Source organism: Pseudoxanthomonas sp. LH2527, from assembly GCF_022539275.1.
Classification (GTDB): Bacteria; Pseudomonadota; Gammaproteobacteria; order Xanthomonadales; family Xanthomonadaceae; genus Pseudoxanthomonas_A.
The window spans coordinates 189,230-203,121 of the sequence record NZ_JAKZBW010000001.1 but is presented as its reverse complement, the minus strand read 5'-3'; the positions used below and the strand labels follow the sequence as shown (position 1 = coordinate 203,121).

General features: G+C 66.7%; 9 protein-coding genes. 1 reads left to right on the top strand and 8 read right to left on the bottom strand.

The genetic code is table 11. From position 1 onward, the window contains the following. Nucleotides 1-25 precede the first annotated feature (25 nt). The 6 genes from xylB to MMG85_RS00870 all read right to left on the bottom strand — a co-directional run bounded on the left by xylB (nucleotide 26) and on the right by MMG85_RS00870 (nucleotide 9,089). Entirely contained in the window at nucleotides 26-1,519 is a 1,494-nt protein-coding gene (gene xylB, locus MMG85_RS00895) for a xylulokinase (RefSeq protein ID WP_241044143.1), read from the bottom strand. A 229-nt stretch (nucleotides 1,520-1,748) separates the two neighbouring features. After that, nucleotides 1,749-2,447, bottom strand: a complete 699-nt coding sequence (locus MMG85_RS00890; protein ID WP_055943229.1) for a DUF6445 family protein — start codon at nucleotides 2,445-2,447, stop codon at nucleotides 1,749-1,751. A gap of 21 nt (nucleotides 2,448-2,468) precedes the next feature. After that, nucleotides 2,469-4,001, bottom strand: coding sequence for a tryptophan halogenase family protein (locus tag MMG85_RS00885; RefSeq protein WP_241044142.1), 1,533 nt, complete (start codon nucleotides 3,999-4,001; stop codon nucleotides 2,469-2,471). 13 nt (nucleotides 4,002-4,014) lie between these two features. Further along, nucleotides 4,015-5,034 carry a cupin-like domain-containing protein gene (locus MMG85_RS00880; RefSeq protein WP_241044140.1) on the bottom strand — a complete coding sequence of 340 codons (1,020 nt, stop codon included), beginning with the start codon at nucleotides 5,032-5,034 and terminating at the stop codon, nucleotides 4,015-4,017. A gap of 3 nt (nucleotides 5,035-5,037) precedes the next feature. Next, the gene (locus tag MMG85_RS00875) at nucleotides 5,038-5,796 is read right to left on the bottom strand and encodes a SapC family protein (protein ID WP_241044291.1); all 759 of its coding nucleotides are present in this window, start codon (nucleotides 5,794-5,796) and stop codon (nucleotides 5,038-5,040) included. A 152-nt stretch (nucleotides 5,797-5,948) separates the two neighbouring features. Beyond that, nucleotides 5,949-9,089 (bottom strand): TonB-dependent receptor, encoded by a 3,141-nt coding sequence (locus MMG85_RS00870; RefSeq protein ID WP_241044139.1) that lies wholly within the window; start codon nucleotides 9,087-9,089, stop codon nucleotides 5,949-5,951. Nucleotides 9,090-9,538: 449 nt separating this feature from the next. Here MMG85_RS00870 and MMG85_RS00865 point away from each other — a divergent pair, with 449 nt between their 5' ends. Next, nucleotides 9,539-10,597 carry a LacI family DNA-binding transcriptional regulator gene (locus tag MMG85_RS00865; protein ID WP_241044138.1) on the top strand — a complete coding sequence of 353 codons (1,059 nt, stop codon included), beginning with the start codon at nucleotides 9,539-9,541 and terminating at the stop codon, nucleotides 10,595-10,597. Nucleotides 10,598-10,695: 98 nt separating this feature from the next. Here MMG85_RS00865 and fdhD read toward each other — a convergent pair whose 3' ends face one another. Together fdhD and MMG85_RS00855 are read right to left on the bottom strand one after the other, a co-directional pair. After that, entirely contained in the window at nucleotides 10,696-11,511 is an 816-nt protein-coding gene (gene fdhD / locus MMG85_RS00860) for a formate dehydrogenase accessory sulfurtransferase FdhD (RefSeq protein WP_241044137.1), read from the bottom strand. Then, nucleotides 11,495-13,795 carry an FdhF/YdeP family oxidoreductase gene (locus tag MMG85_RS00855; protein ID WP_241044136.1) on the bottom strand — a complete coding sequence of 767 codons (2,301 nt, stop codon included), beginning with the start codon at nucleotides 13,793-13,795 and terminating at the stop codon, nucleotides 11,495-11,497. Before MMG85_RS00855 ends, fdhD begins: the two co-directional genes overlap by 17 nt. Nucleotides 13,796-13,892: the final 97 nt, after the last annotated feature.

Here is a 13,892-nt window from a genome sequence, read left to right as displayed (position 1 = left end):
GTTAGGCATGTGTCGGGGGGAAACGTCAGCCGCGCTGCAGCGGCGAGACGGCGTCTAAGTAGTGGAGGAAGCGCTGGTAAGCCGCTGCGTACGCCGGCGAACGCGCGGGATCGGGCGTGGCGGACAGCGCGGGATCGATGGCGATGTGTTCGCGGGTGATGTCGGCGATGGAGGCGCCCTGCCCTTGCGCGCGGCCCCGTGCCCACAGCGCCTGCAGGGCCGCACCCAGCGCGGCGCCCTCGGCCTGCGCGGGCACGTCGACCGGCAGCCCGAACACGTCGGCCACCAGTTGCCGCCAGGCCGCGCTGTTGCTGCCGCCGCCGGTCAGCACGATGCGCTCGAAGCGCATGCCCGCACGCACGAACGCGTCGTAACCGTACTTCAGGCTGTAGGTGGCGCCCTCCATGGCGGCGCGGTAGACGTGCGCCGGCGTCATGTTGGTGGTGTCGATGCCGGCCAGCACGCCCTTGCCCCGCGGCAGGTCCGGCGTGCGTTCGCCATTGAGGAACGGCAGCATCACCAGCCCGTCCGCACCGGGTGGCGTGGCATGCAGATGGGCATCGCCCTCGCGCGAGCTGAAGCCGAAGGCGCTGGCCACCTGTTCGGTCGCCACGGTGCAGTTCATCGTGCAGATCAGCGGCAGCCAGCCACCGGTGGACGAACAGAAGGCCGCCCACGCGCCCTGCGGATCCACTACCGGCGTGTCGGAATAGGCGAACAGCGTGCCGGAGGTGCCCAGGCTCATCGCTAGCCGGCCCTCTTCCACGCAGCCGGTGCCGATGGCCGCCATCATGTTGTCGCCGCCGCCGACCGCGACCTTGACCGTGGCGGGCAGGCCCAGCTGAGACGCCGTGGCGGGATCGATGTCGAACAGCGCATCGGGCGCGGCGATCGGCGGCAGGCAGTCGGCAAGATCACGGTCCGGATCGGTGGCCCGCAGCAGATCGGCCGACCAGGTGCGCGTGCGCACATCCAGCCAGCCGGTGCCGGACGCGTCGCCGTACTCGCAGAAGCGCTGCCCGGTGAGCACGAAGTTGAGGTAGTCGTGCGGCAGCAGGATGGTCGCCAGCCGCGCGTAGACGTCCGGTCGATGCGTTTTCGTCCACGGCAGCTTGGACGCCGTGTACCCGGCCAGGATCGGATTGCCGGCCAGGGCGATGGTGCGCGTGGCACCGCCCACTGCGGCCATGATGTGCTCGCACTCGGCCGTGGTGCTGGTGTCGCACCACAGCTTGGCCGGTGCCAGCACCTCGCCGGCCGCGTCCACCGGCACGAAGCCGTGCTGCTGCCCGGAGACCGCCAGTGCGCCGATGCGCGCGCGCACCGCAGGCTCCAGGCGCGCGAAGCAGACCCGCATCGCCACCACCCAATCGGCCGGATGCTGCTCGCGACGGCCATCGTCCCCGCTCATCAGCGCCAACGGCTCGCTGGCGCTGGCCACGATCACGCGCGCGGCGGGGTCATAGACCACCACCTTCAGGCTCTGCGTGCCCGCATCAATCCCGGCGACCAAATCCATCGAACACCGCCTCCGACCCGCGAAAAGTTAGCGCTACCATTTCAGCTTTCAAAAAAAGGGAACCGCCCATCCGCTCCCTTCCTGCGCACCGCCCTGTTGCTCGGCGGCCGCGATGCCGCACTGTAACCAGCAGCCGCAGAAAAAGCCTGCTGCGCCGCAAAAACCATTTCCCCACAATGACTTGCACCACCCCAACACCCGCCCCACTGGCAACGCCGGAGCGTGCAGGTCACCGCGCGATATCGATGAAGGCATTGATCGACAGCCGGCCCTGCTGCGGGTCGGCCGGCAGTGGCCTGCCGCTGTCGATCCGTCCCGAGTGCAGCGAGTTGCGCCGGTACACCACAAGCCGGTTGAACACGCCCTCCACATCGCCGACGCGCTCGTACAGCGCCGTATCGCCATCGATGTATCCGTTGGCTAGCGCGGCCTGTTCGCGGCTCTCCTGCGCGAGGCACTCGAAGTAGGCCGCGTGCCGGCTTTCGTCGACGTACTCGAACCCGCTGCGTCGATGCCGGTAGAAATCCGTGCCACCCCATGGGCCACGGAACAGGTAGTGCACCGTGGCAAGACCCTGCCCGCTGACGGAATCGATGTGCGGCACCCGCTGCAGGAAATGCAGCGTGTCCGGTGGCTGCGTCACCAGCGAGAAGTGGCACATCGGGAACACGAAGCGGCCCGGTTCCAGATCGAAGGTCTCGCGCAGCAGCGGATTCAACAATGCTTCCAGGAACGACTGATAGGACAGCGGTGCCGGCGACCGGATGCCGGGGAACATGCCCGGCATCTTCTCGAACGACCGGCTCGCCGCCTTGCGCAGCATGCGCTCGGGATCGGCCAGCACGTTGTCGACGACCAGCAGCGGCGCATGCTCGCGGCCAATGACGTGTCGGCTGATCCGGATCTCCGGATGCGGCGAGATCAGCATGCGCCAGTGTCCCCGCCCCGGCTATGCGGTCACGGCGCGGGGGGACGGCCACACCTCTGGCGCGGCCTTGCAGTAGCGCTCGATGAAGGCCTGCTGCGACGGCATCTGCGCGACGGCGCGCTCGATGGGTTGCCGGATCGACTGCAGCAACGTGCGCAGATCATCGTCCGCCAGGGCGCGCGCGAGCGGATGCGGGCTTCCCGGCTGGATGCCCTGGCCGAGCAGCACGTGGGTCCAGGAATCGACGCGGAACAACTCGTCCGCATCCTGCCAGGCATGTGCGCGCTCGCGCCAGGCGCGCAGCCGTATCTCCAGCGAATCGGGTAGCGCCATCTCGCGACAGGCCTTCCACATGGGCTCGTCGCGCTGCGTGGCGTGGTAGTGGAGGATGATGAAATCCCGCACGTGCTCCATTTCCGCGCGGCTGACATCGTTGTACAGGTCCACCAGTGACGAGGCGATGCCGTCGAAGGGAAACAGCTGGATCAGCCGCACCACGGCGCTGATGGCCAGATGGATGCTGGTCGATTCCAGCGGCTCGATGAAACCGCTGGCCAGGCCCAGCGACACCACGTTCCTGTTCCACGCCTTCAACCGGCGTCCGGTACGGAACGGCACCAGCCAAGGATCACGCAGGGCCGGTGCACCGACATCGCGCAGCAGCTTGGCGCGCGCCTCGTCATCGGACATGTGCCGGCTGGAGAACACCAGCCCGCAGCCCACGCGGTGCTGCAGCGGGATATGCCAGCGCCAGCCCGCCTCGTGCGCGATGGCGCGGGTGTACGGCACGGGTGGTCCTACCGATTCGGTCTGCACCGCGACGGCGCGGTCGCTGGGCAGCCACTCATTCCAGTCCTCGTAGCCGGTATGCAGCGTCTGTTCGATCAGCAGTCCACGGAAGCCCGTGCAATCGATGAACAGATCGCCTTCGATGACCTGGCCGTCTTCCAGCACCAACGATTGCACCGCGCCGTCATGCGCATGTTGCCTGACCTCGCGGATCTTCCCTTCCACCCGCCGCAGACCGTGGCCCTCGGCGATGCGCCGCAGGAATTTCGCGTACAGCCCTGCATCGAAGTGGTAGGCGTAGTTCACCTGCGGCTGGGTCTGCAGCGAGAACAAGTCGCCGCGCGAGGCGACGGTTTCCAGGCAGAAGTCGCCCAGTTCCGACGTCATGCCGCGTCGCAGGCTGTCCAGCCAGAAATGATGGAACGCCGCCGCCCATGTGCCCTGCCCGGTGATGCCGAACGGATGGATGTAGCGCTCGCCGGGACGGCGCCAGTTCTCGAACGAGATCGAGAGCTTGAACGTACCGGCGACGGCACGCAGGAATTCCTGCTCGTCGATCTGCAGGAAACGATGGAAGGTGCGGATCGGCGGCACGGTGGATTCGCCCACCCCGACCGTGCCGATCTGCTCGGATTCGACCAGGGTGATGTCCAGCCGGTCGCGGAACTGGTGCGCCAGCGCGCAGCCGGCCAGCCATCCCGCGGTACCACCGCCGGCGATGACGACCTTGCGGATGTGTCCTTCGGGTGTCGTTGGAGAGTCCAAGGCAGTGCTCCCGTCAGCGGTTGAGTCGAGCCAGCAGCATGGCGCGGATGCGACGCGCCTGCGTTTCATCGATCGGTCCCAGCAGGTCGCGGGCCTGCTCGGGCAGGTGCTCGCCCGCCCGCTCGCCCGGACCGAATACGTAATACTCGAAGATCTTCGCCCACGCCTGCTTCTCGTGCGCCGGCAGGTCGCGCAGCGTCCACAGCGCGTGATGCAGCGCGGGCAGCGGCGAGGACAGGAACGCAGGTGAACGGCGCCACCAGTAATTCACCAGAACGTTGAACGGCTCGAGGCTGCGCACGTGGTGCCACCACATGCTGGGGATGAAGAGGGCATCGCCGGGTTCGAGCAGTGCCGTCCGTGCAGACGCCAGCGCTGTACGGAAGCGCGGATAGCGCGCGAAGTCGGGCCTGTCGAAATCGACCACGCTGACGACCTGCCCGCCCGGCGTGGGCTCGAACGGTCCCGGGTAGAGATTCTCGATCTGCTCGGGCGGAAACAGGGTGAACTGCCGCCTGCCCACCGCGCAGCACGCCAGGTTGTCCGGCGCATCGAAATGACAGGACGCCACCACGCGATTGCCGATCCAGATGCTGGGCGGCGCCTCGATTCCGCGTGCGGCCAGGCCCAGATCATTGGCTTGCGAAAAGCCCGGCAGCGCCCGATCAATCAGCAGCGAGGCGATGTAGTACGTCGGCGGCCGGGCATCCTGCAGATGGTCGGTGATCTCGTCCAGCACCTGCGCCAGCAGGCCGCGCCGGACCTCGAAATTCAAGCGGGTGAAGTCGTCGTTGTAGAACGGGCGCCCCTCTATCTCGGGGCCGCCGAACGAGTACTGGATCGGCACGCCCGCATCGAAGCCGCGGAGATAGGCCATGGCCTCCTGCGTGGAGCGCGATCCCGCGTGTACCAGGCCCCAGTCGCGCGCGATGCCGCGCAGTACCACCGGTTCTCCGTCGGCCAGCAACGCATCCAACGGCAGCGCGTCGGCATCGACGGCCTCCAGCGTGCGTATCGGGCTGCCGTCCGCCATGGGTCAGTTCTTGCCGGCGGAAGGCGCGGCGTCCTGCGTGCGCAGGCGGCGCTGCTTCTCGGCCATCAGGCGGCGCATGTTGTGCAGCGATGCCAGCATCAGGTACGCACCCTCCAGGTAGCCGGCACGGTTGAGCTCCAGCAATGCCGGACCGTCCAGCGCGGCCAGCCGCTCGCGGTCGATGCCGTGCAGACCGTTGACGACCACGCGGTGACGCTCGTCGACCTGCACGTCCAGGTTGACGGGCTGTATCAGGCCCTTGGCGTCGAGCGCGGCGAACATCGCCGTACCGTAGGCGCTGCCATCGCGGATGCCACGCAGCACCGTTGCGATGTGGTCCAGATAGGGGCTGGTACCGCCCTGCGGCAGGAACACCGGTTCGCCGCTCGCGGTATTCACGCGCGGATGATCCAGATCCACGTGCATCACCGCTTCCTGAGTGAGCTCGCCATCGATGCGCTGCTCCTGGAAGCCGATCAGGAACGGACCCTTGGCCACCGCACCCGGCAGGTAGGTGGCATTCCAGCGGCCGTCCTGAAGGAAGAGGTTCTCGCGCTGCTCGAAACCCAGCAGCACGACGGACTGCCAGTCGCCGGTCGTGGCGTCCTTGCGCAGGAAGATCGGGTATTCGCGCTGCAGCTCGGCGAACTCGCTGGGGAATGCCGGCACCATGCCCACGTCGTCGCCGTATTCGGGACCGAAGGCGGTCGCGACGCGCAGGTCGCGGTGCGCGATGTTGTTGAGAAGTTCGTAACGGCCCATCGTCATGTCCAACTCCATCATGAGGCGTACGTCGCCATGTTACCGCCAGGCCGCCTCCACCGCGCCAGCACGCTGGCGCCCCTGGAAAAAAGGACCGCTGCTTGCGCAGCGGCCCCCTTGGCGACATCCGGAGAGGGCGTCTGTCGCCAAACTCAGAACTTGTAGCGCACCCCCACCATGTAGCGCGGGCTCTGGTCGGCCAGTTTGACGATCATCTGATCGGTACGGGCGTGCCAGCGCACGTCCTCGCCGGTCAGATTGATCGCTTCCAGGCCAAACGACCAGTGATCGTTGAGCGTGTAGTTCACGCTCAGGTCCCACTGCTCGTACTCTTCCACGTAGTACGGATTGCGGCTGGCACCCTGGTTGGCGAGGATCAGGTACTCGTCGCGCCAGTTCCACGCCAGGCGCACCGACCAACCGTACTTCTCGAACATGAACATCGCGTTGGCCGTGTCGCTGAGACCGGTGAGCGCGAACTGGTCGATGCCCGGATCGCCGGCGTTGTTGTAGCCCACATCGCCGTTGACGACGGTGTAGTTGGCCAGGATGCCGAAACCGCTGTCGCCGAAGAAGTACTGCCCGCCGATCTCCCAGCCGCTCAACTTCGCCTGGTTCTGGTTGACCGGACGGTTGACGTTGAACAGGTACAACGGATCGTCGGCTTCGCCCACCAGGTTGTAGGCCGCTTCCGTCGCCAGCGCTTGTGCTCCGGTGCCGTCGAACGCAGCCAATCCGGCAGGATCGTTACGCAACAGCGCCAGCGCGGTGAACAGCGAGGTGTCGTTGCCTGAGCAGGCGGCCGCATTGGCCGGGCCCACCTGGACGGCACAGGCGGCGCTCTGCAGGAAGGCCAGTGCCGCCTGGGCATCCGGGCCGGACGTCGGGTCGGTCAGGCCGTACAGCGATTGCTGGTTCACGCCGTTGCCGATGAAGTTGGCGACCGACTTGTTCCAGTACGTCACCGACAGGTAGCTCGCGTCCGCGAAGTACCATTCCAGCGCCAGATCCAGATTGTCCGATTCCAGCGGCTTCAGCATCGGATTCTGATCGTTGCCGCTGGCGCGAACCGAGGGATCGAGCAGCACCGAGCCGAACGGCTGCTGGGCAGTACCGGGGCCGGCATAGAGATTGCCGTACGGTGCGCGTGCGATGCTCTTGCCGAACGAAGCACGGCCCTTCAGCTCGTCAGTGAAGTCGATGCTGAAATCCAGGTTGGGCAGCACGTAGCTGTAGCTGGCCCTTTCGCTGAAAGGCTGCTTCTCATCGGAAAGCACGATGCGGAAGTCGTTGTTGGCCGACCACTCGATGGCCTCGGGAATGGCGATGACCGAGCTCGATACCACCTTGGTCGTCTCGTAACGCACGCCCACGCGGGTATTGGTCCGCATGCCGCCCAGTTCGCCCTCGAACTCCACCTGCACGTATGCGGACTTGGTGTCTTCCTCCACCCGGTCGTCGGCCGAGTTCTGCGGACTCACGCCGATGCCGGCGCCATAGTTGTCGGCGGCCCACTGCGCCAGTTCACCGGCGTCGCCCCGCCATGCACCATTGCTGCTGCCGACGCTGTAGTCGTTGAACAATCCGGCTATGTCGTACGGCTTGATCAGATCCATCAGGCCGTCGGCGACGTCGCCGTTCACGTTACCCACACCCCAGTCGCCCAGGGTCGAATAGTTTTCTGCGGCCTGCAGCCGGTGCGTCGAGGACTTTGAGCTGTCGACACCGAACTGGAAGCGGCCGCTGTCGAAGTTCCATTCGCCGTCGATGCGGCCCTGCTTGATCTCGCTGACCTGGGTCTGCGCGTTGATGCGCAGCACCTGCGAGCCGATCTCGCCTTCCACGAAGCCCGGATTGACCACGCCGTTGGTACCGGCGATCGCGTCGGCATTGGTCGGATACCAGGTCTGCGTGCCGAACGGCAAGCCATTGTTGAACTGCAGCTCCTGCACCCAAGTGCCGCCACAATGCGGGCCGGTGGTGCAGTTGTTCGTGCCCGCGATGCTCATGAAGATCGAGCCGCCACCGGTCAGCGGATCGTTCGGCCGGCTCTCGTTCTTCGAGTTGTGCGCATCGAAGCTGAGGCGCAAGCGGTCGTTGACGTCCCATACCGCGTTCAGGCCCAGCGAACCCAGCTTGTACTTCTGCATGGTGCGCTGCTGCTCGAGGCCGAAGTCCTTGGTACCGGCGATTTCGCGGATGTAGATCGGCGTGGCCACCGCACCACTGGTGTCGAACTCGATATCGGTGTAGTTGCTGTTCTGCAACCACATCGCCTGCTCGCCGCGGTTCTCGGTGATCTCGTTGGTCGAGTAGGTGTAGTCCAGCGTCAGGGTCAGGCTGTCGGTCGGGGCGAACTGCACCACGGCCTGGCCGTTGACGCGGTCGCGCTCGAACTCGGAGAAGGCATAACGCAGGTCGTTCGGCCGCGCGTACAGGTCGCCGACGCCAGGCGCGTTGACCACGGTCGGATTGCCCGGCATCGTCCCGGTCCACGGCTGCACGTTCCAGTAGTTCTCGGTCGCCTGCACCGAGCCGCCCTTGCGCTTCTGCTGGCTCGCGCTGAGGCTGACACCGAAGGTCTTGTCGGGGTTGCTGTAGCTGAAGATGCCGGACAGCTCGGGCGTCAGATCGTTCTCGAACGGCTGGCTGCGGTCGGAGACCAGCTTGGCACCGGCGTTGGCGACGAAGCCGTCGTAGTTGAACGGGCGCGCGGTCAGGATGTTGATGGTGGCGCCGATGCCGCCGCTGGGCACCTGGGACTGGCTCGTCTTGTAGACCTCGATGCCGTTGATGGCTTCGGCGGCGAGCTGGGCGAAGTTGAACGCGCGGGTACCGCCGTCCACGCCGCCGATGGCGACCTGGCCGGACGCACCGAACGCATCCGCACCCGGCATCTGGCGACCGTTGAGGGTGACCATGTTGAACTGCGGGCCGAAGCCGCGGGCGGTGACCTGCGCGCCTTCGCCGTCGCGGCGCTCGATCGAGATGCCGGTGATGCGCTGCAACGACTCGGCCAGGTTGGTGTCAGGAAACTTGCCGATGTCCTCGGCACTGATCGCGTCGACCACGCCGGCCGAGTCCCGCTTGATGTCCATCGCCTGGCTGAGGCTGTTGCGGATGCCCGTCACCACGACCGTGTCCAGATCGGTGGCTTGCTGGGACTGCGTCTGTTCCTGCGCGGCCGGCGCCGGTGCGGGCGCGTCCTGTCCGAAAGCAGGGTTGATGACCAGCACGCCCCCGACGAAGGTGAACATGGCCCTCGATTTGAATTTCGCCAGCTTACGGCTCATTGACGTGCCCTCAGGTCTGGAGTGGTACGGAAACTGCACGCGTTCATGGATCTCCCCTCTCGCTACGGTCTATGTGATGTACCGCCCCTCCCGGGGGCGCCCACGGGCAGTGCCCGTCTTCCAGGCCGGAGGGCGGAGGTGGGCTCCCGAAGGCCCCTGCTCCGCATTCCGGATTCAAGCGTGGTAAGACGACGTTCGCGCGATGGACAGGCAACCGCTGATCCCGTTGGGTGGTGATCGAGTGGTAGCGCTACCATCGCGTTGGAGCGCAGACTAATCACGCGTGTTCGTGCTTGTCACCATGCAGCGCAACAAAGCGCTCGTGGCCGCATGCCGCCACGCCGGAATAAGCATCAAGGCCGCGTGGAAACCCGCTTCCATCGCGGTCCATGCGCAAGTAATGCCGATTTCGCCAGCCCGTCAACACAGAAGCCAACGGAAGTAATTGCGTGAAGAAGACCAACAAAGCAGTGCGCAGGAAGGGCGGCGCCGTCACCATCGACGAGGTGGCGGCGCACGCCGGCGTGTCGCCGATGACGGTCTCCCGCGTGGTCAACGGCCATGCCGGTGTGCGCGATGGCAACCGCGAGCGCGTCATGCGCAGCGTGCGCGAACTGGGTTATCGCCCCAATCTGGCCGCCAGTTCGCTCGCGGCAGCGCAGCACACCTGCATCGCGTTGATCTACACCAATCCCAGCTCCAGCTACCTGCGCGAGCTGCTGGTCGGTGCACTACGTGGCTCGGCGCGGGCGGCGGCACAACTGGCGATCGCCACCTGGGATGGCCTGGACGCCGACGGCCGCCGCGCCGCAGCCCGGCAGCTGGCCACCAGCGTGGCCGGCGTCATCCTCCCGCCCCCGCTCTGCGAATCGAAGGCGATCGTGTCGGAGTTCCGGCATGCCGGCGTGCCCGTCGTGTCCATCGCGTCCGGCCACTTCAGCGACACCATCTCCTGCGTGCGCATCGACGACCATCGCGCGAGCCATGACATGGTCTCGTACCTGATCGCACGTGGTCACTCGCGCATCGGCTACATCAAGGGCGACCCCAACCAGACGGCCAGCGCGCACCGCTGGCAGGGCTACCGCGACGCGCTGGCCGAGGCCGGCATCGCCTACGACGACAAACTGGTCCAGCCGGGCTACTTCACCTACCGGTCCGGCCTGGACGCGGCGGAGAAGCTGCTCGCGCTGCGCCGCCCTCCCAGCGCGATCTTCGCCAGCAACGACGACATGGCCTCGGCAGTGGTGTCGGTGGCCCATCGTCGCGGCCTCGACGTGCCGCGCGATCTCTCCGTGGTCGGTTTCGATGACACCTCGGCGGCGACGATGGTGTGGCCGGAACTGACCACCATCCACCAGCCGGTCGCCGCCATGGCCGACGCCGCCATCGACATCCTGTTGCGCGAGATCCGGCGCACCGCGCCGTCCCCGCGCGTGATCGTCAACCATGTGGTGCCGCACCAGTTGGTGGCGCGCGACTCGGTCGCCGACAGGACCGGCGCCTGAAAGGAATCCGCCCGGCAGGGACGCCGGACAAGCGATGAGCGCACCAGTTGCGCAATCATGGGCGGCAAGCCGCGGCGACTAGCCCGGCAGCCGGATGCTCAGGAGGCCGCCAAGCGCCACGCATGGCTGTAGACCACCTGGCGTTGCGTGCGCACGAAGCCGGCCAGGGTCATGCCGCATCCGTTCGCGAGATCCACCGCCAGGGCGGTCGGCGCCGACATCGCCGCCAGCAGTGGAATGCCAGCCATTGCCGCTTTCGCCACCATCTCGTAACTCGCCCGGCTGGTGACCAGGGCGAATCCTGATCCGGCGTCGATGCCGCACCGCTGCATCGCTCCGATCAGCTTGTCGAGCGCGTTGTGGCGACCGACGTCTTCCCGCACCAGCACAAAGGTACCGTCCGCCTGCGCCCATGCGGCGGCGTGGATGGCGCCGGTGGCGGCATTCAGGGGTTGCCGCTGCTCGATCCCGACCAGCGCGACCTGCAGTGCGGATGGATCGACGACCCTGCCCCGCGGCACGTTCTCCAACGTCCTGACCACATCTTCGAGATGACGCTGACCGCAGATGCCGCAGCCACTGCGCCCCGGCAGCCAGCGTTGTTGTTGCGCGCCGCGCGGAGCCACGGAATGGCGGGTGCGCAGATCGAGCCGGATGCCTTCCAGCAGCGATTGCGTCTCCACCGCAACCAGCTCATCCGCCGCGATGCCGAGCTCGGTCAGCGCGAAGCCCTGGCCGAAATCCTCCAGGTCGCACGGCGACACCATCATCACCGCCAGCGGTTCGCCGTTGCAGTGGATCGCCAGCGGCACTTCTTCGGCCAACCGGTCCTCGCGCATGGTCGACACGCCGTCGGTGACGTCGACCACCTCGCGCCGCGCCAAGCCCTCGATGCGATCAGCCGGCATCGACATGCGGGTCGCGCAGCGTGCGTATCGTCACCGGAATCGACTTGTAGGCCGGCGTACCGGATTGCGGGTCGTGGCTGTCCAGTGGCACCAGCCGGTTGCCTTCCGGGTAGTACATCGCCGCCGATCCGCGCGGCAGGTCGTATTCGACCGCGATGAACCCCGACACCGTGCGCGACGCGCCTGCCGCCTGCGACACGATCTCGATCGGATCGCCGTGCGCCACGCCGCGCGCCTTCATGTCGTCGCGATTGAGGAACACCACGTCGCGCCGGCCGCTGACGCCGCGATAGCGATCATCGAAGCCGTAGATCGTGGTGTTGTACTGGTCGTGCGAACGGATCGTGGTCAACGTCAGCAGCTCGGGTGTGCCGCCGACGGGATCCTCGCCCAGTCCGGGTGCGACCAGGAACCGGGCCTTGCCGCGCGGCCCCCAGTCGCGCTCGGATGCGCCGATGTACAGGCGGAAGCCGCCGGGCTCGCGCACGCGGCGGTTGAAGTCGCGGAAGATCGGGAACACCGCTTCGATGTCGTCGCGGATGCGGTCGTAGTCGCCGACCAGTCCGTCCCAGTCCACCTTCGTCTGCGGCAAGGTGGCCTTGGCGATGCCGGCGACGATGGCCGGTTCCGACAGCAAGTGCTCGGAGGCCGGTGCCAGTCCGCCCTGCGAGGCGTGCACCATCGACATCGAATCCTCCACCGTCACCGATTGCAGGCCGCTGGCCTGCACGTCGCGCTCGGTGCGGCCCAGGCACGGCAGCAGGAAGGCCTGCCTGGCCGGGATCAGGTGCGAACGGTTCAACTTGGTGGCGATGTGCACGACCAGGTCGAGCGTGCGCATCGCGGGGATGGTCGTTTCCGGGTCGGGCATGGCGACCGCCAGATTGCCGCCCATGCACACCAGCGCCCGCGAGCGGCCATCGCGGATCGCGCGCACGGCTTCCACCGCATCATGGCCGTGGGTGAGCGGAAACTCGAAACCGTAGGTCCGTCTGATCGCATCGACCAGCGCCTGCGTGGGCTTTTCGGTGATGCCGACCGTGCGGTCGCCCTGCACGTTGGAGTGCCCGCGGATCGGCGCGATGCCGGCACCGGGCTTGCCGATGTTCCCGCGCAGCAGCATCAGGTTGGCCATCTGCTGGACGTTCTGCGTGCCACGGCGATGCTGGGTCATGCCCATGCCGTAGCAGAGGATCACGCGTTCGGCGTTTGCGTAGAGCTGAGCAGCGGCGGCGATATCCTCGCGCGTCAGGCCGGCATGCTCGACGATCTGCTCCCACGTCGTATTCGCCAGATCCTCGCGCAACGCCTCCAGGCCTTCGGTGTGTTCGGCGATGAAGGCATGATCGAGTACGCCCTTCCCGCCAGCAGCGAGATCGTCCGCATCGGCGTCCAGCAGCCACTTCATCATGCCCTTCAGCAGCGCAATGTCGCCGCCGATCTTCACCTGGTAATACGTCTGCGCGATCGGCGTGGCGGTGTTGGTCAGCATCTCGGCGGGATGTTGCGGCGAGGTGAAGCGCTCGAGACCGCGTTCGCGCAGGGGATTCACCGCGACGATCGGTACGCCACGCTTCGATACCTCGCGCAGCGTGGACAGCATGCGCGGATGGTTGGTGCCGGGGTTGTGGCCGAAGCTGAAAAGCAGATCGCAGTGGGCGAAATCGTCCAGCGTCACCGTGCCCTTGCCGACGCCGATGGACTCGGGCAGGCCCACGCTGGTCGCCTCGTGGCACATGTTGGAGCAGTCCGGGAAGTTGTTGGTGCCGTACTCGCGCACCATCAGCTGGTAAAGGAAGGCGGCCTCGTTCGAGGTGCGGCCGGAGGTGTAGAACTCGGCCATGTCCGGATGCGGAAGCGCACGCAGCGCGTCGCCGATGCGGCTGAACGCGTCGTCCCAGCTGATCGGCAGGTAGCGGTCTGCTTCGGCGTCGTAGGCCATCGGATGCGTCAGCCGGCCTTCGTCTTCCAGCGCGTGGTCGCTCCACTCCCACAGTTCGGACAATGTGTGCTCGGCGAAGAAGGCAGGCGTGGCGCGCTTGCCGGTCGCTTCCCACGACACGGCCTTGGCGCCGTTTTCGCAGAACTCGAACGACGAGGTGTGCCGGGGATCGGGCCATGCGCAACCCGGGCAATCGAAGCCGGCGGGCTGATTGACGCGACGCAGGGCCGAGGTCTCGCGACCGACCGCCATCTGGCTTTTCACCGCACGCGCCACCGCGGCAAGCGCACCCCAGCCGCCGGCAGCGCCCTCGTAATCATCGATGCCCGGAATCTTGCGCTCAGTCATCGGAATCTCCCCCCTTGCATGCCATCGCCGCTATCGCCGCAGGATACCCGATGGCATCGCGGCTCACGCGCGCAACCAAAGGCATGGACGCCTGTGA